Source organism: Novosphingobium sp. THN1 (assembly GCF_003454795.1).
Lineage (GTDB): Bacteria > Pseudomonadota > Alphaproteobacteria > Sphingomonadales > Sphingomonadaceae > Novosphingobium.
The window spans coordinates 1,233,638-1,255,147 of the sequence record NZ_CP028347.1; the positions used below are offsets into that span (position 1 = coordinate 1,233,638).

The window sequence follows — 21,510 nt, forward strand, 5'->3', positions numbered from 1 at the left end:
ACAGGAGTACCAACCATGGCAATGAGTGGCGGCAAGGATGATGGCTCGCCGATGATGGAAATGAACACGACGCCGTTGATCGACGTCATGCTCGTTCTCCTCATCATGTTCATCATCACCATCCCCGTGGCCACCCACGCGGTGAACATCGATCTCCCGCAGCCGACGACGGTCCCCAGCGAAGTCACGATCGATCCGATCAAGAACAAGCTGGTGCTGACGGCGACCAACCAGATCCTCTGGAATGGTACGTCGATCAGCGAAGGCCAGCTGGTTTCGATCATCGCTTCGACGAAGGGGATCAATCCCGAGCCGGAACTGCAGTTCCAGCCCGAGGAATATGCCAGCTACGAGATCGCGAACCGGATGATGAAGATCATCACGGACGCCAAGGTCACGAAGTTCGGCTTCGTCGGCAACGAAAACTTCGCCACCTTCGAAAAGGGTCCGAACTAAGGACTCTGCCGAGAACGGTTGAAGACAAGAGGGAGCGGCGCGAGCCGCTCCCTTTTTCGTTGTGCAGGACGCGCCCTTTGTAGGTGCCGGGGCACTCACAGCCCGTGGCGGAAGTACGCGCGCGGACCAATGGCAAGGGCGCCAAGCACGTGATCTGGTTTGCAAGCGTTTGATCGCTGCCGTTTCACGCGGAGAAGAAAGGGGAGACGCGGAGGAGAGAAGAGAGTTGGAGGCGGCTGCGCCGCAGGCGCCTTCCCAAAGACTCTGCGTCTCCCTTTCTTCCTCTGCGTGAACCATTCCACGCTTGATACAAAAAAGCATCCGCTGGCGAATGCGGACGGTAACGCCAGTGGGAAAGCACAGATCGCGCGACCGGTGCGGTGCCGTTGCGGCACGCAAGGGATGGGGCGCGGGACCGGTTGCGAATGGCCGGGGGCGGTTCCGGACCCCTGATCGGCTCAGCCTGAGGGCGGACATATGTGAAAGGACGAAGCTTTGGCAGCGGCTCGCGGGCTGCCTTGGCTTCTGGCAAGCGGCTGCGTGAAAAGAACCTGTCGTTTGCGCCGACACTGTCACGCAAGTCTAGGCGGGTTCCGCATCCGCAGCGTCGCTCAGGGTTCGGCGCCGTGCTATCAGCCCTGGGTTGTCCTGTCTGTCCTTGGGTAACGACAGGTCTTGCCCGGTGGGTCTTGGGCTTTACGCCCCGCATTGAACCCACGCGCACCTGCCGCACCGATCGCGCCGGAAGCCTTTGCCACAGCATCGGCTTCCGAAGGGAGAGGAGCGGGTTGGCCTTGTGCCCTCTCCTGACCTGTGGGCGGGGCGTATAACCTATATGGTTCGTTTTGTCAAGGTGGCTTGAGTTGGTTCACGCCGAGACGCGGAGAAGAAAAGGGAGACGCGGAGGGAAAGGGAAAAAGGGGTTTCGCGCAGAGACGCGGGGGGAGCGGAGCGCGCAGAGCAGAAGAAAGGTCTGGAGGCGGCTTCGCCGCAGGCCTTAATTGCCATGCCTTCCCTTCTTCCCTTCTCCGCGTCCCCTTTTCTTCTCTGCGCAACTACGTGAAACAGAAAAAAATGCCCAGCCCGGGTCAAGCCCGGGGCGGCGGTGGTGTTTGGGATGTGGGTCGGGGCCGCGCCGGCGAGATGCGTTCAACCCAAAGCAGCCGCCCACTCCGCTTCCTTGAACCCGACCAGCAAGCCGCCCGGATGCTCGACGATCGGGCGCTTGATGACCGAGGTGTTCTCGGCCAGCACGGCGGGGGCGCCTTCGCCAGCGAGTGCGGCCTTCTGTGCATCGTCCAGCTTGCGGTAGGTCGTCCCGGCCTTGTTGACGACCTTGTCGAGTCCCGCCCTTGCGATCCAGTCTGCAATTCGCGCGGGGTCGGCACCCTGCTTCTTGTAGTCGTGGAAGGTGAAGGCGATGCCCTGCGCGTCGAGCCAGGTGCGGGACTTCTTGACCGTGTCGCAATTGGGAATGCCGTAGACCGTAACGCTCATCATGCCTGCCTGTCGAAGTCATGCACGCGCGTCGGCGTGCCTGCAAAGAGGGTGTAGTTCTCGTAGTACTCGGCGCGGCCCCTTGCCTGCATTTCGGCGTGATGGGCGACGCGGCGCCATGCCAGTGCCGCAGCTTCGTCTTCCCATTCCGACAGGGCAATGACCTCACCATCGTCGGCGGTGTAACTCTTGAAGCCGAGGTAACCGGGTTGCTGCGCGGCGAGGTCTTCCATCGCCTGGGCATCGGCCGAGTAGGCGGCGGCGTCGATATCGGCGCGCTTGCGGTTGCGGAAGACGACAAGGAACATGGGGTGTGCGATAGCGCGATGGCGTGCGCGCCGAAAGGTGGACTTTTCCGCGCATCTGCGACAAAGCGCCATCCCATGAGCCTCAACAGCTTCGGTCACCTCTTCCGTTTCACCACCTGGGGCGAGAGCCACGGGCCCGCGATTGGCGCGGTGGTCGACGGTTGCCCTCCCGGCCTTGCCATCAGCGAGGCGCAGATCCAGCCGTTTCTCGACGCGCGCCGCCCCGGCCAGTCGCGCTTCACCACGCAGCGGCAGGAGCCCGATCAGGTGCGTATCCTTTCGGGGGTGTTCGAAGGCCGCACGACGGGCACGCCGATCAGCCTGATGATCGAGAACGTCGACCAGCGTTCGAAGGACTACGGCGACGTGGCCAAGGCCTATCGCCCCGGTCATGCCGACTATGCCTATGACGCCAAGTACGGCTTCCGCGACTATCGCGGCGGGGGGCGGTCGTCCGCGCGCGAGACGGCTTCGCGCGTGGCCGCTGGCGCGGTGGCGCGTCTGGTGATTCCCGAAGTGCAAATCCTCGCCTGGGTCAGCGAGATTGGTGGCGACAAGATCGACATGGACCACTTCGACGCCACTGAAATCGGCCGCAACCCGTTCTTCTGCCCGGATTCGTGGGCGGCGGCGCGCTGGGAGAAGCTGGTCGACGATGCACGCAAGTCCGGCTCGTCGCTGGGCGCGGTGGTGGAGTGCGTGGCGACGGGCGTACCGGCGGGTTGGGGCGCGCCGCTCTATGCCAAGCTCGATGCCGAACTGGCGCATGCGATGATGGGGATCAACGCGGTCAAGGGCGTGGAGATCGGCGACGGCTTCGAGGCTGCGCGCAATACCGGCGAAGGCAATGCCGATCCGATGCGGCCGGGCGATGGGACGCCGGAGTTTCTTGCCAATCATGCTGGCGGCATCGCTGGCGGCATTTCCACCGGCCAACCGGTGACAGTGCGCGTGGCGTTCAAGCCGACATCATCGATCCTCACGCCGATGCCGACGATCACGCGCGAGGGTGAAGCGACCGAGCTGATGACAAAGGGCCGTCACGATCCGTGCGTCGGAATCCGTGGCGTGCCGGTGGTCGAGGCGATGATGGCGCTGGTGCTGGCGGACCAGAAGCTGCTCCACCGGGGGCAAGTCGGCTGAAAGCAGCTGCTGGCGGTTGAGCCGGGCCTGAAACGTCGTTAGTCTCCTCTGCAACAAAATTGCGGGAGCATGTTTCTTGGCCAAGCGCCTTACCCTCTACATCGTGATCGGCATGGTGCTCGGCATTCTCGTCGGGTACGTTCTCAACACCAGCTATCCGCAGGGTGATGCGACGCTGGCGCAGATCGCCGACACGCTGAAGCTGCTGCCCGATATCTTCCTGCACCTGATCAAGATGATCATCGCGCCGCTGATCCTGGCGACGCTGGTGACGGGCATCGCCGGAATGGGCGACAGCGCGGCGCTGGGCCGCATCGGCGGGCGGGCGCTGGCATGGTTCATCACCGCCAGCCTGATCTCGATCGGCCTCGGCCTGTTGCTGGTCAACCTGTTCAAGCCGGGGGTGGGGCTGGAATTCACCGCGGCAGGGCCAGTGGGCGATCTGGCAACGGCGGACTTCACGCTGCGCCACTTCGTGCTGGAAATCTTCCCGACCAGCGCGCTGGACGCGATGGCCAAGAACAACGTCCTGCAGATTCTCGTCTTCTCGATCTTCGCAGGCGTGGCACTTTCGGCCATCGGCGAGACCGGGGCGCCGATCGTGCGCGGGTGCGAGGCGCTTGCCCACCTGATGCTGCAGATCACCGACTACGTGATGCGCATGGCGCCGCTGGCGGTGTTTGGGGCGCTGGCTGCGGTGATCGCCACGAAGGGCCTGGGCATCGTCGTGACCTATGGCGTGTTCGTGTCCGAATTCTACTTCGGCCTGGCGCTGCTGTGGATCATCCTGCTGACGCTGGGCGGCATTTTCCTCAAGGGGCGGATCTTCCTTCTCGCGCGCTACATCCGCGAGCCGCTGCTGCTCGCGTTCTCGACCGCGAGTTCGGAATCAGCGCTGCCCAAGCTGTTCGAACAGCTCGACCGCTTCGGTGTGCCGCGCCGCATTTCGGGCTTCGTGCTGCCGTTGGGCTACAGCTTCAACCTCGATGGTTCGATGATGTACACCAGCTTTGCGACAATGTTCATCGCGCAGGCCTATGGCATCGAGCTGTCGGTGGGGCAGCAGATCGCCATGCTGCTGACGCTGATGGTCACGTCGAAGGGCATCGCCGGGGTGCCACGCGCCAGCCTCGTCGTCATCGCCGCGACGCTGACGCAGTTCGGCCTGCCGCTCGAGGGCATCGCGCTGCTGCTCGGCGTCGATACCTTTTTGGACATGGGTCGGACGGCGACGAACGTGGTGGGCAATGCGGTGGCGACGTCGGTCATCACCAAGTGGGAAGGCATGCTGCAGCCGCCGCTGGACCCCGATGCCGAGCCGCCGCATGCGCCTGCGCATACCGTGGCGGACGGGCGGGCCGGGCTGAACCTCGATCCGGCGAATTACGAGAAGTAGAGCCTACTTTTCCAGTTTGACCGGGGTGAACTCGCCCAGGCCGCAGGCGCCCCGGTTGATCGGACCGGGGCCGCCGTTGTTGACCAGTACCGTGATGATATCGACGTTGCACAACTGGGTGAGCGAGGTCGAATAGGAGAACGCGCGTTCGAAGCCGAGGGTGAAGCAGCGGTTGGGCAGGGTGTTGCGATACCACTGGCCGCCGCTGGTGCGGAAATCGATGGTCCAGTCATCGCGGACCTGGCTTTCGCGGATGGTCTGGAGCGGAAGGCAATTGACCGGCTTGCCGACGACTTTCGCCTTGGGAATGTCGGCGCGATGGCCGTTATTGCCCTGTTTGGCATCGGCGGTGCAGCCGGCCACCGCCAGCGTAAGGCCTGCGATCAGAAATGGAGTAACGCGCTTCATGCCTTGCTCTCCTTCCTTGTCCTGCGACTCAAGGGGGTCTTTGCCTGCTTCGCTTGCGGCGGCTTGGCCCTTTCTCAAGAACCTTGCCCTTGAAGCTGCAAAGATCAACCACCCCACAGTGCCAGCATTCGGGCGTCCGCGCCTTGCACACATAGCGTCCATGGAGGATCAGCCAGTGGTGCGCACCGACGCGAAACGGCTGGGGAACGTGTCTCTCCAGCCCCTTCTCAACGGCGAGCGGTGTCTTTCCCTTCGCAAGGCCGGTGCGATTGCCGACGCGGAAGATATGCGTGTCGACGGCAAAGGTTTCCGCTCCGAACGCGCAGTTCATCACCACGTTGGCCGTCTTGCGGCCGACGCCGGGCAGTTCGGTCAGGAGATCGCGGTCCGCCGGAACCTCGCCGCCGTATTTCTCGACCAGGATTTCGGCCATGGCCATCACGTTCCTGGCTTTGGAATTGAACAGGCCGATGGTCTTGATGTGTTGCTTCAGACCCTCCTCGCCAAGATCGAGCATGTCCTGCGGCGTCTTGACGTTGGCGAAGAGCTTGCGCGTCGCCTTGTTGACGCCGACGTCGGTCGCCTGCGCGGAAAGCGTCACCGCGACCAGCAGCTGGTAGACGTTGCCGTATTCCAGCTCCGTTTCGGGCGAGGGGTTGGCCTCGGCGAGGCGGCGGAAGAATTCGAAGATGTCCGCCGTCTTCATGTCAGAGCCCCAGAACCCCTCACAAGCCAAGCACCTCGGGCATGGTGTAGCGTCCCGGCGCCTTGCCGATGATCCACTCGGCCGCGCGGATCGCGCCCTTGGCGAAGATGCCGCGGTTTTCGGCGAGGTGGGAGAAGGTCAGGCGTTCGTTGTCGGCGAGGAAGTGGACCGAGTGGTCGCCCGCCACCGAACCACCGCGCAATGCTGCAAAGCCGATGCTGCCAGCCTTGCGCGCGCCGGTGATGCCATCGCGCCCGCGCACGGCTTCGTCGGCCAAGCGCACGCTTCGGCCCTTGGCCGCCGCTTCGCCGAGCAGCAGCGCGGTGCCCGAAGGCGCATCGACCTTCATGCGGTGATGCGTCTCGACGATCTCGATGTCCCAGTCTTCGCCAAGGCGCGAGGCAGCTTCCTGCACGAGATGGGCAAGGAGCGTGACGCCCAGCGAGGTGTTGCCGGTCTGCAGCACCGGGATGCTGACGGCGGCAGAATCGATCAGCCAGTGGTGGCGCTCTTCCAGCCCCGTGGTGCCGATCACGATGGGCACGCCTGTATGGATCGCGGCATCGAGGTTGAATTCGAGCGCACCGGGGGCCGAGAAGTCGACCAGCACGTCGCTGGCCTTTGCGAGGGCCAGCGGATCGCCGCCCTTGTCTATTCCACCTGCAAACTCATGGCCCGCTGCAGCCACTGCCGCCTGCAGCGCATTGCCCATTCGTCCAGCGCTGCCGATGATTCCGATTCTGGTCATTGCCTATCCTTCAAGTCGCGTGCTTCATGGTCGCGATGAAACTTGCGCGCAATATCGTCATTCTCACCGGGGCAGGAATTTCTGCAGAGTCCGGGATCGACACCTTCCGTGGCGGCGGTGGCCTTTGGGAGCAGCACCGGGTGGAGGACGTGGCCACGCCCGAGGCTTTCGCGCGCGATCCCGAGCTTGTCCTGCGCTTCTACGACATGCGCCGCGAGGCGATCCAGACCAAGCAGCCCAATGCCGCTCACCATGCTCTAGCCCGGCTTGATCGGGAATGGCCCAAGAAGGCGGGCGGCGAAGTGCTGATCGTGACGCAGAACGTCGATGATCTGCACGAGCGCGGCGGGGCGCTGAACGTGCTGCACATGCATGGGGAGCATCTGAACGCCTGGTGCACTGCCTGCGACGAGCGCCACCGCTGGACCGAAGCACTGATCCACCGACCGCCCTGTCCGGCTTGCGGCATGCGCGCCCTGCGCCCGGACGTGGTGTGGTTCGGCGAAGTGCCTTACCGGATGGAGGAGATCTACCAGGCGGTTGCCGGGGCGGACCTGTTCGTTTCGATCGGAACATCGGGCGCGGTCTATCCGGCGGCGGGGCTTGTCCGCACCGCGCGGGATCTTGGCATGCAGACACTGGAACTCAATCTGGAGCGCAGCCAGGGCTCGGCGTGGTTTCACGAAACGCGGCTTGGCCCAGCGACCGAGATCGTTCCGGCGTGGGTCGAGGAACTTTTGCTGAGTTAAAGTGTTGCTGGCGTGAAAAGGGTGATCTCGCGCCTGTCAAAAGCGCGCGAATCATGTTACCTACATCAATGTGAGCAACGTGGTCCCCCATCTCGTCCCGATCGCCGTAAAGCCCGATGACATCGACTTCATGGGGCACGTCAACAATGCCTCCTACCTCACGTGGGTGCAGGATGCGGTGATCGATCATTGGCGCGCGCTGGCCCCGGCAGAGGCAGTGGCCGCACACCTCTGGGTCGCACTGAAGCACGAGATCACCTACCGCCGCCCGACCTTCCTCGACGACCCCGTGATTGCCCACGTGATCCTGGAGAAAGTGCAGGGCGCGCGCGCGTTCTACGAAACGATCATCAAGCGCGGTGAAGAAGTTCTGGCCGAGGTGAAGTCCAGCTGGTGCTGCCTCGATGCCGAAACGCTGCGCCCGGCGCGGCTGGCGCGAGAGCTGGTCGAGAAGTTCCTGCCTTCGGAGAAATAGACCTCAGCGCAGCTTGGCGATGGACAGGCCGTCGTTCTTGGCGCGCGCCTTTACCGATTCCTCGCTGCGGGTGAGCGCCTTGGCGATGGCTTTCAGGGCCATGCCTTTCTTCGCCAGCGTGTGCAGCTTGCTGATTTCGTCGGCGGTCCAGGCCTGCTTATGGCGTTCAAAGCGTTCGGCCATGGGTCAATCCTTCCGCGTCACTGTGGCGATGTAGTTGAGTGCGAGGTCGTCCGAGAGGTGCAGGCCCTTCGACACGCTCCAGGCGATGCCCATCGGGTTGCCCATTTTCAGGCCTGCCGCGTCGAGCAGGTCGTGCAGTTCTACCGGCGTGATGAAATCGTCCCAGTGGTGCGTGCCCTTCGGGACCATGCCGATGGCCTCGGCGCCTTCGACCAGTAGCAGGCGCGAGCGCGTGGTGCGGTTGGGCGTGGAGAGGATCATCAGCCCGCCGGGGGCGAGCGCCGCTTCCAGCGCTGTAATGAACGCGGCCTTGTCAGCGACGTGTTCGATCACTTCCATCGAGGTGACGAGGTCGTAGCCCGTCAGGCCAAGCTGACCGACATCGCCGCAGCGGTAGTCGATGGTCAGGCCCGAGCCTTCGGCGTGGAGGCGGGCGGCGGCGATGTTTTCTGCCGCTGCGTCGACGCCGGTCACCTCCGCGCCCAGCCGGGCGAGCGGTTCGCAGAGCAGGCCTGCGCCGCAGCCGACATCGAGCGCCTTGCGACCCGCCAAGGGCCTGGCCCCGCGCGAATCGCTGGCGAAGTGCGCATCGATGGCATCGCGGATGAAGCCGAGCCGCACCGGGTTGAGCTTGTGCAGCATGGCCGAGGAACCCTTGGGATTCCACCAGTCTGCCGCCAGCTTGCCGAAATGCGCCGCTTCATCAGGGCGAATGGTATTCGCAGAGGTTGCATTGCTCATAAGCCGTCCCTAAAGCGCGCGCGCTGCAAGGTCCACCGGCCTTGCGGGCAAGATTCTTACGCGCAAGACTTCAGGAGCAAGCCCTTGGCCCGCATCGTGATGAAATTCGGCGGCACGTCGATGGCCGGAACCGAGCGCATCCGCCGCGTGGCGCGCATCGTGCAGCGCCAGCAGGCCGCGGGGCATGAGGTTGCGGTGGTCGTTTCGGCCATGGCGGGGGAAACCGACCGCCTCGTGAACTTCTGCCGCGAGGCGAACCCGCTTTACGATCCCGCCGAATACGACGTCGTCGTGGCGAGCGGCGAGCAGGTGACTTCGGGCCTGCTGGCGATGCATCTGCAGGCGCTGGGCTGCAAGGCGCGCTCGTGGCTCGGCTGGCAGTTGCCGATCCACACCGACGATGCCCACGCCAAGGCGCGCATCGAAGGCATCGATTCGGAAGCCGTGCTGGCCTCGATGGCCTCGGGCGAGATTGCGGTGATTCCGGGATTCCAGGGCGTCAGCGATGCCGGGCGCATCACTACGCTGGGCCGTGGCGGATCGGATACCTCGGCGGTCGCCGTTGCGGCGGCGGTCAAGGCCGATCGCTGCGACATCTACACCGACGTCGACGGGGTCTACACCACCGACCCGCGCATCGTGGCCAAGGCGCGCAAGCTGAAGAATGTCACCTACGAGGAAATGCTCGAACTGGCCTCGGTCGGCTCGAAGGTGCTGCAGACCCGTTCGGTCAGCCTTGCCATGAAGGAGGGCGTGCGCGTGCAGGTGCTGTCCTCGTTCATCGATGACGATGCGCCTGCTGCCGACACGATCCCCGGAACGATGATTGTCTCTGACGAAGAGCTTGAAGGATTGGATATGGAACGCCAGCTGATCACCGGCATCGCTGCCGACAAGAACGAAGCCAAGATCACCCTGACGCGCATTTCCGACCGTCCGGGCGCGGTTGCCGCGATCTTCGGTCCGCTGGCCGCCGCCAACATCAACGTCGACATGATCATCCAGAACATCGCCAAGGACAAGGGCGAGACCGACGTGACCTTCACGGTCCCGCTGGCCGACCTCGCCCGCGCCCAGGCTCTGCTGGAAGAGCGCAAGGACACGATCGGCTACTACCGCATGCTGGCCAACAGCAAGGTGGCGAAGATCAGCGTCGTCGGCGTCGGCATGCGCAGCCATGCAGGCGTGGCCGCCACGATGTTCCGCGCGCTCGCCGATCGCGGCATCAACATCCAGGCGATCACCACCAGCGAGATCAAGGTCTCGGTGCTCATCGACGAGGACGAGACCGAACTCGCCGTGCGCGTGCTGCACACCGCTTACGAGATGGACGCCGAGTAAGCTTCGGCTGGCGCCGAATGCCCACCCCCTACCCCTCCCGCCTGCGGGAGGGGGTATTATCACTGCCCTGTCATTCCCCTCCCGCAGGCGGGAGGGGGCAGGGGTAGGCCTACAAGACTACCTAATCAGCAGGCCCCAGCCCGACAGCAGCTGTTCGGCCTGCTCTCGCGAGATCACGGCACCGCGGAACACCCGCGCATCTTCCAGTTCGATCCCGCCGAGATCGCACCCGCGCAGATCGGCTCCGGCGAATTGCGCGCCATCGAGATTGGCCTCACGCAACGAACATCCTTCCAGCACCGCGCCACGGAAGTCGGCCTTGGCGAGGTCTGCCTGCGCCATGTCGAGACGCACTAGCTTCTCCTTGCGGAATGACAGGCCGGGCAGGCGCGCGCCGACCAGCAGGACTTCCTCGAAGGCGAAGCCCATGCCCTTGGCCATGTGCAGGTCCGCGCCGGTCATGCGCGTGGACACGAACCTTGCCGAGCCGATATTTGCGCGGCGCAGTGAGGCATTGTTGAGATCGCAGCCCGTGATCTGCGCTTCTTCGAGGTCCGCGCCGGTCAGGTTGGCGAAGGGCGCCTTGGTCGAGCGCCAGACCGTGCGGGCGAGCCTTGCGCCGGAAAGGTCGGCATGGCGCAGCGAGCAGCGCTCGAACGTCCAGCCCGAGAGGTCGAGCTTCGAGAGGTCCGCTTCATCGAGATCGCATTCAACGAGATGGTGCGCGCCCTTGGCGATGAGACTGGCAAAATCGGCGCGGCCCAAAGTCTGGCCGGAGAGTGTTTCGGTCATTGCCCGCGCTTAGGCGAAAGTTGCGCCACCACAAAACGAAACCCCGCCCTCCGGCCCGATCCGGAGCCGAAAGGCGGGGTGCGACCCGGGCCAGTCTGGAGATTGAGACGACCGACGCTCGGGGCTCGGTGGGTGAGGGGAACCCACTTGAGGCCTTGCTTCTACGCCCATCGCGGCAATCGGTGAAACGTGTTATATCGTGCAGAGTGATCGTTCTGGCTGATCATGTGGCAAAGTCCGGCCTTGTTGCCGCCCCAAACCCGCCCTAAAGCGCGCGCCGGACTTTCGGACGGGATTCTCCACGCATGACTGCCACAGCCAAGACAACTGCCCTCATGCGCCGTGGCACGGAGTTCCTCGGGACCGAGCACGCCATCCTGTGCGGGGCGATGAGCTGGGTGTCGGAGCGCAATCTCGTCTCGGCGATCAGCAATGCGGGCGGCTTTGGCGTGATTGCCTGCGGCGCGATGACGCCCGAACTGCTCGATACCGAAATCGCGGCGACCAAGGCGCTGACGCAAAAGCCGTTCGGCGTGAACCTGATTACCATGCACCCGGCGCTGTTCGACCTGATCGCGGTCTGCGCCAAGCACAAGGTCGGGCACGTCGTGCTTGCTGGCGGCATTCCGCCCAAGGGCAGCGTCGAGGCGATCAAGGCGTTCGGCGCCAAGGTGCTGGTCTTCGCGCCGACGCTGGCGCTGGCGAAGAAGCTGCTGCGCTCGGGCGCGGATGCGCTGGTGATCGAAGGCTCGGAAGCAGGCGGCCATATCGGCCCGGTATCCACCTCGGTGCTGGCGCAGGAATTCCTGCCCGCGCTGGCCGAGGAGCATGTGGTGTTCGTGGCCGGTGGCATCGGCCGGGGCGAGATGATTGCGAGCTACCTCGAGATGGGCGCGAGCGGCGTGCAGCTTGGCACGCGCTTCGCCTGCGCGACCGAATCCATCGCGCATCCGGCATTCAAGGCGGCGTTCTTCCGCGGCAATGCCCGCGATGCCGTGGCCTCGGTGCAGGTCGATCCGCGCCTGCCGGTGATCCCGGTGCGCGCGCTCAAGAACAAGGGCACCGAGGAATTCACCGCCAAGCAGGTGGAAGTGGCCAAGCTGCTTGACGAGGGCAAGCTCGACATGGGTGCCGCGCAGCTCGAGATCGAGCACTTCTGGGCTGGCGCGCTGCGCCGCGCGGTGATCGACGGCGATGTCGAGCGCGGATCGATCATGGCGGGCCAGTCGGTCGGCATGGTTAACAAGGAGGAGCCGGTGGCCGAGATCATCGCGCAACTCATGGCCGAAAGCGAGGAAGCGCTCTCGCGGCGCTGATCGCATGGCCGCACACCGCGCCTCCTTCGGCATCGTCTTTGCGATCGTGCTGATCGACATGCTCGGCTTCGGCGTGGTGACGCCGGTGCTGCCGGGCCTGATCATGGAGCTCAAGCACGTCGATATCGGCACGGCGGCGGGATATGCGGGCTGGCTCGGCGCGGGCTATGCGGCGATGCAGTTCGTGTTCGCGCCGGTGCTGGGCAATCTTTCCGACCGCTATGGCAGGCGGCCGGTGTTGCTGGCGGCCGTGCTCATGCTCGGGCTGGATTACCTGCTGCAGGCGATGGCGCCGAACTTCGGCTGGCTGATTGCGGGGCGCCTGATTGCGGGCGTGACGGGGGCGAGCTTCTCGCCTGCCTATGCCTACATCGCCGACGTGACCCCGCCCGAAAAGCGCGCGGCGAACTTCGGGCTGATGGGGCTGGCTTTCGGGATCGGCTTCGTCGTCGGCCCGGCGATGGGCGGGTTGCTCGGCTCGATCGACGAGCGCCTGCCGTTCTACACTGCCGCTGGCCTCGCGCTCGCCAATGCCGTGTTCGGGTTCTTCTTCCTCAAGGAATCGCTGCTGCCGGAAAACCGCCGTCCGTTCGACTGGCGGCGCGCCAATGCCATGGCCTCGCTGCGCGCGCTGAAGGGGCAGAGCCCGGTGGTGCTGTGGTTCGTGGCGGCGCTGGGCACGTGGCAGCTGGCGCATATCGTCTATCCGGCGGCGTGGTCCTATTTCGCGATTGCCGCCTATGGCTTCACCGTGGGGCAAGTCGGCGTGGCGCTGGCGCTGGTGGGGTTCAGCAGCGCATTGGTGCAGGGGGTGGGGCTGCGCCTGTTCCTGCCGATGCTGGGCGAGAAGCGCGCGGTGGTGCTTGGCGTTGCGGGCCTGTGTGTCTCGGCAGTGCTCTACACTATCGCGCGGGAGCCGTGGCAGGTCTACGTGGCGATTGCGGTGGGCGCCTTGCAGGGCTTCGTGCAATCGCCGATCTCGGCCTTCAACAGCCGCGCGGTCGACGCCCGCAGCCAGGGCGAGTTGCAGGGGGCGGTGCAGTCGATCGGTTCGATCGCGGCGATCATCGGCCCGCCGCTGTACACGCAGACGCTGGAGAAGTTCAGCGGGCCGAACGCGATCTACCACCTGCCGGGAATGCCGATCCTGCTCGCGGCGGCGATCTCGCTGGTCACACTGGCGCTGTTCCTGAAGGGTGCGGCCTTGCTTGAAGGCAAGGATCAGCTTTCCAGCTCGACATCCCAGTAGAGCCAGTCGCGCCAGGTTTCGTGCAGGTAATTGGGCGGGAAGGCGCGGCCGCGTTCCTGCAGCTGCCATGTCGTCGGCCGGATCGCGCGGTTCATCAGGCGCATGTGTGCCTGTTCGGGCGTGCGCCCGCCTTTCCTGAGGTTGCAGGGCGAACAGGCGGCGGCGACGTTCTCCCACGAGGTGCGCCCGCCGAGGCGGCGCGGCACGATGTGGTCGAAGGTCAGCAGGTCCGGGCTGCCGCAATACTGGCACTGGAAGCGATCGCGCAGGAACAGGTTGAAGCGGGTGAAGGCGGGGTACTCGCTCGGCCGCACATATTGGCGCAGCGCGATCACCGAGGGCAGCTTCATGCCGAAGCTGGCGCTGTGCACTTCGCGGTCATAAGTGTCGATGATGTCGACGCGCTCGAGGAACACCGCCTTGATCGCGGTCTGCCATGACCAGAGGCTCAAGGGGTAGTAGCTGAGCGGGGTGTAATCGGCGTTGAGGACCAGCGCGGGGCAGTTTGCCAGATGCCGGTCATTGAGCAAAACGTCGTTGAAGGCGGTGCCATCACCGCTGTGGGGCCGAGCCGAAGCCGCCCGATCGATCAGCGCCTTATGCAGCACGTCCAGATCGCTTCCCTGCAGGCAAAGGCGATGGTGCCTCCGCAGGGGCAGTCATGGCCGAGCCTCGTGACCGCAGTGTTACGCATGGCCACAAGAGACACCTGCGCGACTCACGCGTCAAGAGGCTGATTGGCACCCTTTCCACAGCCGGTTGCGAAGGTGCGGCGATCAGGTCTTTCGGCGGGGCTTTCGGCGGGGCTTTCGGTTGTGCAAAACGGGCCGGATTCGCTTGGGTTTTTGCCCTTTCGTGCCTATGTGCAGACTATGTCGAGCAGCAACGAAAACACACCCAACGCCAACGCCTATGGCGCCGATTCCATCAAGGTTCTGAAAGGCCTCGATGCCGTGCGAAAGCGCCCCGGCATGTACATCGGCGATACCGACGATGGCTCGGGCCTGCACCACATGGTGTTCGAGGTTTCGGACAACGCGATCGACGAGGCGCTGGCCGGGCATTGCGATCTGGTGCTGATCGAACTGAACCCCGATGGCTCGGTCTCGGTGGAAGACAACGGGCGCGGTATCCCGACCGACATTCACGCAGAGGAAGGCGTCTCGGCGGCCGAAGTGATCATGACCCAGCTCCACGCGGGGGGCAAGTTCGAGAACACGTCGGACGACAACGCCTACAAGGTTTCGGGCGGCCTCCACGGCGTCGGCGTCTCGGTGGTCAATGCCCTGTCTGAATGGCTGGAGCTGACGATCTGGCGCGATGGCAAGGAGCACTGGATGCGCTTTGCCAATGGCGACGCCGAAGGTCCGCTGGTGGTCAAGGGGCCGGCTCCGGAAGGCAAGAAGGGCACGCGCGTGACCTTCTCGGCCAGCCACGAGACGTTCAAGAATGTGCTCGAATTCGATTTCGACAAGCTCGAGCACCGCTATCGCGAACTCGCCTTCCTCAATTCGGGCGTGCGCATTCTGCTGCGCGACAAGCGTCACGAGGAAGTGAAGGAGCACGATCTCTATTACGAAGGCGGCATCGCGGCCTTCGTGAAGTACCTCGACCGCAACAAGCAGCCGCTGATGCCCGAGCCGGTGGCGATCTCGGCCAACCGTGACGGCATCGGCATCGACGTCGCGCTCGAATGGAACGACAGCTACTACGAGAACGTGCTGTGCTTCACCAACAATATCCCGCAGCGCGATGGCGGCACGCACCTTGCGGCGTTCCGCGCGGCGCTGACGCGCACGCTCAACGGCTATGCCGAGCGGTCCGGCCTGCTCAAGAAGGAGAAGGTCAGCCTTACCGGTGATGACATGCGCGAAGGCCTTACCGCCATCGTCTCGGTCAAGCTGCCCGATCCGAAGTTCTCCTCGCAGACCAAGGACAAGCTGGTTTCATCGGAAGTGCGCCAGCCGCTGGAAAGCCTGATGGCCGACAAGATGGTGGAATGGTTGGAGGAAAACCCCGGCCACGCCAAGGCCATCGTCCAGAAGGTGATCGACGCCGCCGCTGCCCGCGAAGCGGCCAAGCGTGCCCGCGAGCTGACCCGCCGCAAGGGCGCGATGGACATCGCCTCGCTGCCCGGCAAGCTGGCCGATTGCCAGGAACGCGATCCCGCCAAGTGCGAACTGTTCCTGGTCGAGGGCGACTCGGCAGGCGGCTCGGCCAAGCAGGGGCGTGACCGCAAGACGCAGGCGATCCTGCCGCTCAAGGGCAAGATCCTCAACGTCGAGCGCGCGCGCTTCGACCGTATCATCGGTTCGAAGGAAGTCGGCACGCTGATCCAGGCGATGGGCACGGGCCTGCGTGACGAGTTCAATCTCGACAAGCTGCGCTATCACAAGATCGTGATCATGACCGACGCCGACGTCGACGGCGCGCATATCCGCACCCTGCTGCTGACTTTCTTCCACCGCCAGATGCCTGAGATCATCAAGGCCGGGCACCTGTTCATCGCCCAGCCGCCGCTCTACAAGGTCGCCAAGGGGCGCAGCGAGGTCTACCTCAAGGACAACGCGGCGATGGACCGCTATCTGGTCGAGGCCGGGCTTTCGGGGCGTGTGCTCGAAACTGCCGGTGGCGCGCGCAGTGGGCCGGACCTTGAGGCGCTGGTCGAACATGCCCTACGCATGCGCAACCTGATGGGCTTCGTGCCGCGCCGCTACAATCCTTCGATCATCGAGGCGCTGGCCCTGTCCGGCGCGCTCGAGCCCGAGATGTCGGCCGAGCAGCGCGATACGGCGCTTGCCCGCGCGGCGGACTGGCTCAACCGCGGCGACACCGAGGCGCGCTGGAGCGTGGTGGTGTCGGAAGAGGGCGGCTATCACGTCCAGCGCCTGTGGCGCGGGGTGACCGATCATCACGTGATCGAAGCCGGGTTCCTTGTCAGCGCCGAAGCCCGCAAGCTGGCCAAGCTCGCGGCCGAGAATGCCGAAGTCTATGCCGGAATGGCGCGGCTGGTCCGTGCCACGGCCGCCGAGGCCGAGCCTGCGCCAATGGTGGCCGAAGGTGACGATGAAGCACCGGCTGCACCTGCCGCCAAGGTCAAGGACGCGATCACACGGCCGTCCGAACTGCTCGATGCGGTGTTTGCCGGTGGCCGCAAGGGTCTGTCGATCCAGCGCTACAAGGGTCTTGGCGAGATGAACGCCGAGCAGCTGTGGGAAACCACTCTGGACCCTGACAACCGCTCGCTGCTGCAGGTCAAGGTCGAGGACGCCGACGTGACGGACGAGATCTTTACCCGCCTGATGGGCGATGTGGTCGAACCGCGCCGTGACTTCATTCAGGAAAATGCCCTCAACGTCGCGAACTTGGACGTCTGATCTTGGCTTACACCGACGACATCCCTTGGGATCAGCCCGCCACGATGATCGACCTTGAGGGGCGCGCGCCGATCATCGGCACGATACGTGACTGCGCCCTGCACTACGGCCTCTACAAGCCCCATGCCCGCGACAACGCGCGCGTGTTGCTGACCAAGCCGATCCACCGAGAGGGTCGGGCGACGCGGACTTGGCTGCTCGATCCCTCGGAGATCGCCGAACTGGCTGACCGGCTGGCGCGCGAGACGAATTGATTTGAAGCGAGACCCCGGGTCGAGCCCGGGGTGACGGTTGTTCCAAAGTGCTTTTTTTCGTCACCCCGGCGTAGGCCGGGGCCCAAGTGCTGGCGACAACCGCGATGGATCCCGGCCTGCGCCGGGATGACGGGATGGGGAGCAGGTGGTTCTAGTCCGCCCGCATCGCCGCCGCCGCAAGGCTCTCGGCCTCGACCAGAAGTTCGTCATCCGCCGCGCCCGCGGGCGTGGTTTCGCGGCCGATCATTACCAGGACCGGCACTGCGAGCGGGCTGACACGGTCGAGTTCGACGTGGACCAATTGCCCTTGCGCGCGGTCGAGCAGGTCGCCGAGACGGCCGACGTCGGTCATGCGCGCGCGGGCATCGGCCCAGGCGGCCTGAAGCAGCAGGTGGTCGGGCTCGTACTTGCGCAGCACGTCGTAGATCAGGTCGGTCGAGAAGGTCACCTGCTTGCCAGTCTTGCGCTTGCCGGGATGCTGGCGCTCGACAAGGCCCGAGATCACCGCCACTTCGCGGAAGGCGCGGCGCAGCAAGTGCGATTCCTGCACCCATTCGACAAATTCGTGGGCAAGAATGTCGGGCGAGAGCAGCGGCGCGGGATCGGCCACGGGCCGCGCGCCCCAGACGGCAAGCGAGTAGTCGTTGGCGACGAAGCCGAGCGGCACCAGCCCCAGTTCGTTCATGCGCCGTGTGATGAGCATGCCCAAGGACTGGTTCGCGTTCCAGCCCTCGAAGGTGTAGTAGACGGTGTAGTGCTTGTTCTGGTGCGGAAAACTCTCGGCCAGCAGCATGCCCGGCCCCGGCAGGCGGCTGCGCCAGTCCTGCATCTCCAGCCATTCGCGCACGTCGTCCGGGAAGCGTGACCAGCCCGCGCGGTCGACCATCAGGCCCCGCACGCGATCGGACAGGTGCGTGGTCAGCGGCAGGCGTGCGCCCATGTAGCTGGGGATCTGGCCCGGCTTCTTCGCCGCGCGCACGATCAGTTCGAGATCGCGCACGCCTTCGACTTCGAGGTCCATGCCGGCAAAGCGGATGGTGTCGCCCGGAGACAGCGTCGCCCCGAAGCTTTCCTCGACCTTGCCCAGCGAGCGGCCGTTGCGGAAGCGCACCTCCAGCATTTCGGAATCGACGATGATCCCGGCGTTGAGCCTGTGGCGCGCGGCGTGTTCGGGGTGGGTCAGCCGCCAGATGCCGTGCCGGTCGCGCACGATGCGCTTGAAGCGGTCGTAGGCGCGCAGGGCGTAGCCGCCGGTCGCCACGAACTCGAGCACGCGCTGCCACTGCTCCTCGTCGACCCAGCGGTAAGGATGGGCCGAGCGCACTTCGGCATGGAGCGCCTTCTCGTCGAACGGCCCCGCACAGGCGCAGGCCATGACGTGCTGCGCCAGCACGTCGAGCCCGCCCGGGCGGAAGTCCTCGCCATCGCGCCGCCCTTCGTGGACCGCTTCCTGCGCGGCGAAGGCTTCGAGAAATTCAAAGCGGTTGCCGGGCGCGAGGAGGGCGCGGCTGGGGCAATCGAGCCGGTGGTTCGCGCGGCCGATGCGCTGGAGCAGGCGCGAGGAGCCCTTGGGCGCGCCCATCTGCACGACCAGATCGACATCGCCCCAGTCCACGCCGAGATCGAGGCTGGCGGTGCAGACCAACGCGCGCAATTCGCCCCGCGCCATCGCCCCTTCGACCTTGCGCCGCGCTTCCTTGGACAGCGAGCCGTGGTGGATGCCGATGGGCAGGTGATCGTCGTTGATGTCCCACAGCAGCTGGAAGATGTATTCGGCCAGAAACCGCGTGTTGGTGAAGATCAGCGTGGTCTGGTTGCGTTTGATCTCTTCGTAAAGCTGCGGCACGGCCCAGGCTGCGGCGTGCCCGCCCCAAGGCACGCGTTCGTCTTCGGGGTTCATGATCGAAAGCTCGGGCTTGGCCCCCGCCTCGCCCTCGACCAGCCGCACGGAAGATGCATCGCCATCGGGGGCGAGCCATGCGCAGAAGTCCTGCGGATCGGCCACCGTCGCCGAAAGCGCTGCGCGCCGCATCTCGGGCGCTATGGCCTGCAGCCGCGCCAGCGACAGCGCCAGAAGATCGCCGCGCTTGCCGGTGGCGAAGGCGTGGACCTCGTCGACGATCACGCGCCTGAGCCCTGCAAACATCGTCGCCGCTTCCGGATAGCTCAGCAGCAGGGACAGCGATTCGGGGGTCGTCAGCAGCACGTGCGGCGGCTTGGCGCGCTGCCGTGCCTTGCGGTCCGACGGCGTATCCCCGCTGCGGGTTTCCACCCGGATCGGCAGGCCGATGTCCTCGATGGGGGTGAGCAGGTTGCGCTGCACGTCATGCGCCAGCGCTTTCAGCGGCGAGACATAGAGCGTGTGCAGGCCGTCGCCCGGTGGATCATCGCCTGCGAAATCCTGCAGTGTGGGCAGGAACCCCGCCAGCGTCTTGCCCGCGCCGGTATCGGCCACCAGCAGCGCATGATCGCCTGCGCGCGCCGCGTCTAGCATCTCGCTCTGATGCCGCCGCACCCGCCAGCCGCGGCTTTCGAACCAGTCTGTTATCGAGGGAGCGAGTGTCATCGCACCTTTAGATAGGCACCGCCTCACAGAACCGAAAGGATCGCCTCTCGCTCCTTCGGCGCCTTCCAGCCGAGCGCCGCGTCGATCAGGCCGATGGTCACCGCGCATTGGTCCGCGTCGGAGCCCTTGCCGCCCATGGCCTGCCGCACGCGCTTGTCGGGAATGCCGGTCTCGGTGATCACCTTGCCGATCAGTTCGCCGGGCACGCTCGCCGTCCCCGGAGCGATGCGCTGCGGTGGACCAAGCTGGCGGGCGTCGAGCATCTTCACCGCCAAGGCGCGTTCGCGTTCCAGCACCGTGGGCGGCACCACGACGGCTGGAGGCATCCGCCGGTTGCGCAGGAATGCCATGCAGGCGTCCGCCCCGGTCTTGCGCGCCGCGCGCAGCAAGTCGGCGCGAATGCGCTGCACGTCGATCAGCAAGCTCCCTTTTTCGACCAGCGCGGTCGCATACATCCGCTCGCGCACCAGATCCTGCACTTTCAAGGCGTAGGCCGCATCGCTGCTGCCATCGGCCCGGGCAATGGTGCGGTTGGCGCTGAACAGCGCGGCGAGATCGGGCTGAAGCGATTGCAGCCCGTCGAAGGTGATCTCCGGCCCGAACACGGTGGAAACCGCGCGGCTGATGATTTCCTTCTCCTGCGCGCTCTGGCTGATCGAAATCTCGGGCACCGACGGGGGTTCGGTCGAACTGTCGTTGCTGCTGAATACGACGCGCAGGATCTGTATGCCGAAGATCACCGCCAGGACGATCAGCCGTCCGCTGCTGAACCAGCCCTGGCCGACATCGCTGCTCGCCTTCTTCTCCCACAGCGCCACGCGCCACGGATCGAAGTAGTGCTCCACTTCGGGAAAGTTCTTGCGCACCCCATCGAGCAATTGATCGACTTGGGCGCGCTTGACGAACCAGCCCTTGCGGCTGCCTTGCTGCGCCGGTGTGGTCAATTCGTTCCACGCCTTGTGCAGCGGGTGCTTGGGGTCCTGCACCTTTTCGCGGAAACGCAGGCCGCGCAGGCGGGCGTTGAGGAAGGCAATGGCGGGTCGTTCCGAAACCTGTCCGCGCTCGCTTTCCCAACCGAACAGCGCTGCAGCGGGTTCCAGCAGTGGCGCCGAGCGCGGCCAGCTGCGGGCAAGGATGCCGGCCAGCCAGTTGTCGATTTCGTCGAACGCGGTCACGCTGACGCTTTCGGCATTGCGCAGCACCGCCTTGAGGTGGCCGAGCGCCATGGCCTCTTCCCAGCCTTCGAGCGGGGGAGCGTTTCCTCGTCCTCGTCGACCGTATCAGGCAGCAGCAGTCGATAGAGCGCCTGTTCGTGCGCCCATGCCGGCATGACCGCGTCCGAGGTCGGCTCGAGCCCCAGCAGGACGGGGCGTTCGAACGGGTCGCGCTGGACCGCAATGGCTTGCTCGGCCGGGGCCTGCGCGGCGACGAACCCGGGCGTGACGTCAAGCTTCGGGGCCGCCTCGCCCAACTTGCGCGTCAGGCTGGGATCGACCTCGCCCTGCACTGCAGGGGCCGCGTAAGCCCACCTTGATTGTTCGGCTTCGGGAGCGGCCTCTTCAATCTGTTCGAGAGGTGTCACGCCGGCGAAGGGATCGAATTCTTCCTCCTGCGCTGGCGGTGCGGCCTGCATCCTGGCCCAGCGCAGCGCTGCATCGCGCGCCTCGCGCAGCCGGGCATAGCCGGCGACGTCCTTGTCGACGTCCATCGCCTTCAGCTTCTCGGCATAGGCGCGCCGGATCGCCGCCACGTCCGGCGTCTTTGCGATCCCGAGGACCTTCCAGGCCTGAGTTGGTGTCATGGGA

General features: G+C 65.2%; 22 protein-coding genes. 10 read left to right on the forward strand and 12 right to left on the reverse strand.

What is annotated here, in order from left to right; translation table 11 throughout:
- The first annotated feature begins 15 nt into the window (after nt 1-15).
- Nucleotides 16-456 carry a biopolymer transporter ExbD gene (locus C7W88_RS06080; protein WP_118072879.1) on the forward strand — a complete coding sequence of 147 codons (441 nt, stop codon included), beginning with the start codon at nt 16-18 and terminating at the stop codon, nt 454-456.
- A 1,149-nt stretch (nt 457-1,605) separates the two neighbouring features.
- Here C7W88_RS06080 and C7W88_RS06085 read toward each other — a convergent pair.
- Nucleotides 1,606-1,953 (reverse strand): arsenate reductase, encoded by a 348-nt coding sequence (locus tag C7W88_RS06085; protein WP_118072880.1) that lies wholly within the window; start codon nt 1,951-1,953, stop codon nt 1,606-1,608.
- A complete protein-coding gene (locus tag C7W88_RS06090) occupies nt 1,953-2,261 on the reverse strand; it encodes an antibiotic biosynthesis monooxygenase (RefSeq protein WP_118072881.1) in 309 nt (102 codons plus the stop codon). The genes C7W88_RS06085 and C7W88_RS06090 overlap by 1 nt, the downstream gene beginning before the upstream one ends.
- Nucleotides 2,262-2,336: 75 nt before the next feature.
- Here C7W88_RS06090 and aroC point away from each other — a divergent pair, with 75 nt between their 5' ends.
- The gene (gene aroC / locus C7W88_RS06095; RefSeq protein WP_118072882.1) at nt 2,337-3,404 is read left to right on the forward strand and encodes a chorismate synthase; all 1,068 of its coding nucleotides are present in this window, start codon (nt 2,337-2,339) and stop codon (nt 3,402-3,404) included.
- A gap of 76 nt (nt 3,405-3,480) precedes the next feature.
- Entirely contained in the window at nt 3,481-4,800 is a 1,320-nt protein-coding gene (locus C7W88_RS06100; protein WP_118072883.1) for a dicarboxylate/amino acid:cation symporter, read from the forward strand.
- 3 nt (nt 4,801-4,803) lie between these two features.
- On the opposite strand, the gene C7W88_RS06105 is transcribed toward C7W88_RS06100, so the two are convergent.
- Genes C7W88_RS06105 through dapB form a run of 3 tightly spaced genes read right to left on the reverse strand, consistent with a single transcriptional unit; the run spans nt 4,804 to nt 6,662 of the window.
- Entirely contained in the window at nt 4,804-5,208 is a 405-nt protein-coding gene (locus tag C7W88_RS06105) for a hypothetical protein (protein WP_118072884.1), read from the reverse strand.
- A gap of 28 nt (nt 5,209-5,236) precedes the next feature.
- Nucleotides 5,237-5,914, reverse strand: a complete 678-nt coding sequence (gene nth, locus C7W88_RS06110) for an endonuclease III (protein WP_118072885.1) — start codon at nt 5,912-5,914, stop codon at nt 5,237-5,239.
- A gap of 19 nt (nt 5,915-5,933) precedes the next feature.
- Entirely contained in the window at nt 5,934-6,662 is a 729-nt protein-coding gene (gene dapB / locus C7W88_RS06115) for a 4-hydroxy-tetrahydrodipicolinate reductase (protein WP_118072886.1), read from the reverse strand.
- A gap of 35 nt (nt 6,663-6,697) precedes the next feature.
- On the opposite strand from dapB, the gene C7W88_RS06120 reads away from it, so the two are divergent.
- The gene (locus tag C7W88_RS06120) at nt 6,698-7,411 is read left to right on the forward strand and encodes an NAD-dependent deacylase (protein WP_118074613.1); all 714 of its coding nucleotides are present in this window, start codon (nt 6,698-6,700) and stop codon (nt 7,409-7,411) included.
- A gap of 64 nt (nt 7,412-7,475) precedes the next feature.
- Complete coding sequence (locus C7W88_RS06125) at nt 7,476-7,886, forward strand: thioesterase family protein (RefSeq protein WP_118072887.1); 411 nt, start codon at nt 7,476-7,478, stop codon at nt 7,884-7,886.
- 3 nt (nt 7,887-7,889) lie between these two features.
- Here the strand turns inward: C7W88_RS06125 and C7W88_RS06130 are convergent, their stop codons facing one another.
- Both C7W88_RS06130 and ubiG read right to left on the reverse strand, forming a co-directional pair.
- Nucleotides 7,890-8,069 (reverse strand): hypothetical protein, encoded by a 180-nt coding sequence (locus C7W88_RS06130; RefSeq protein ID WP_118072888.1) that lies wholly within the window; start codon nt 8,067-8,069, stop codon nt 7,890-7,892.
- Between the two features lie 3 nt (nt 8,070-8,072).
- On the reverse strand, nt 8,073-8,810 hold the full coding sequence (gene ubiG, locus C7W88_RS06135) for a bifunctional 2-polyprenyl-6-hydroxyphenol methylase/3-demethylubiquinol 3-O-methyltransferase UbiG (protein ID WP_118072889.1): 738 nt from the start codon (nt 8,808-8,810) through the stop codon (nt 8,073-8,075).
- A 99-nt stretch (nt 8,811-8,909) separates the two neighbouring features.
- Here ubiG and C7W88_RS06140 point away from each other — a divergent pair, with 99 nt between their 5' ends.
- Nucleotides 8,910-10,151 carry an aspartate kinase gene (locus C7W88_RS06140; protein WP_205525290.1) on the forward strand — a complete coding sequence of 414 codons (1,242 nt, stop codon included), beginning with the start codon at nt 8,910-8,912 and terminating at the stop codon, nt 10,149-10,151.
- A 117-nt stretch (nt 10,152-10,268) separates the two neighbouring features.
- Here the strand turns inward: C7W88_RS06140 and C7W88_RS06145 are convergent, their stop codons facing one another.
- Nucleotides 10,269-10,943, reverse strand: a complete 675-nt coding sequence (locus C7W88_RS06145; protein WP_118072891.1) for a pentapeptide repeat-containing protein — start codon at nt 10,941-10,943, stop codon at nt 10,269-10,271.
- Between the two features lie 305 nt (nt 10,944-11,248).
- Here C7W88_RS06145 and C7W88_RS06150 point away from each other — a divergent pair, with 305 nt between their 5' ends.
- Nucleotides 11,249-12,259 carry a nitronate monooxygenase family protein gene (locus C7W88_RS06150; RefSeq protein WP_240344857.1) on the forward strand — a complete coding sequence of 337 codons (1,011 nt, stop codon included), beginning with the start codon at nt 11,249-11,251 and terminating at the stop codon, nt 12,257-12,259.
- A gap of 4 nt (nt 12,260-12,263) precedes the next feature.
- Nucleotides 12,264-13,508, forward strand: coding sequence for a TCR/Tet family MFS transporter (locus C7W88_RS06155; protein WP_162895931.1), 1,245 nt, complete (start codon nt 12,264-12,266; stop codon nt 13,506-13,508).
- On the opposite strand, the gene C7W88_RS06160 is transcribed toward C7W88_RS06155, so the two are convergent.
- Nucleotides 13,481-14,038, reverse strand: coding sequence for an HNH endonuclease (locus tag C7W88_RS06160; RefSeq protein ID WP_240344912.1), 558 nt, complete (start codon nt 14,036-14,038; stop codon nt 13,481-13,483). The two genes, C7W88_RS06155 and C7W88_RS06160, sit on opposite strands and share 28 nt — an antisense overlap.
- A gap of 342 nt (nt 14,039-14,380) precedes the next feature.
- Between C7W88_RS06160 and gyrB the strand changes: the two genes are divergently transcribed.
- Together gyrB and C7W88_RS06170 are read left to right on the forward strand one after the other, a co-directional pair.
- A complete protein-coding gene (gyrB, locus tag C7W88_RS06165; protein WP_118072893.1) occupies nt 14,381-16,885 on the forward strand; it encodes a DNA topoisomerase (ATP-hydrolyzing) subunit B in 2,505 nt (834 codons plus the stop codon).
- 44 nt (nt 16,886-16,929) lie between these two features.
- Nucleotides 16,930-17,139 carry a hypothetical protein gene (locus C7W88_RS06170; protein ID WP_052242259.1) on the forward strand — a complete coding sequence of 70 codons (210 nt, stop codon included), beginning with the start codon at nt 16,930-16,932 and terminating at the stop codon, nt 17,137-17,139.
- Nucleotides 17,140-17,290: 151 nt separating this feature from the next.
- On the opposite strand, the gene C7W88_RS06175 is transcribed toward C7W88_RS06170, so the two are convergent.
- Genes C7W88_RS06175 through C7W88_RS06185 form a run of 3 tightly spaced genes read right to left on the reverse strand, consistent with a single transcriptional unit; the run spans nt 17,291 to nt 21,506 of the window.
- The gene (locus C7W88_RS06175; RefSeq protein WP_118072894.1) at nt 17,291-19,705 is read right to left on the reverse strand and encodes a ligase-associated DNA damage response DEXH box helicase; all 2,415 of its coding nucleotides are present in this window, start codon (nt 19,703-19,705) and stop codon (nt 17,291-17,293) included.
- A 23-nt stretch (nt 19,706-19,728) separates the two neighbouring features.
- Complete coding sequence (locus tag C7W88_RS06180) at nt 19,729-20,931, reverse strand: hypothetical protein (RefSeq protein ID WP_118072895.1); 1,203 nt, start codon at nt 20,929-20,931, stop codon at nt 19,729-19,731.
- Complete coding sequence (locus tag C7W88_RS06185) at nt 20,877-21,506, reverse strand: hypothetical protein (protein WP_118072896.1); 630 nt, start codon at nt 21,504-21,506, stop codon at nt 20,877-20,879. Before C7W88_RS06185 ends, C7W88_RS06180 begins: the two co-directional genes overlap by 55 nt.
- Nucleotides 21,507-21,510 lie beyond the last annotated feature (4 nt).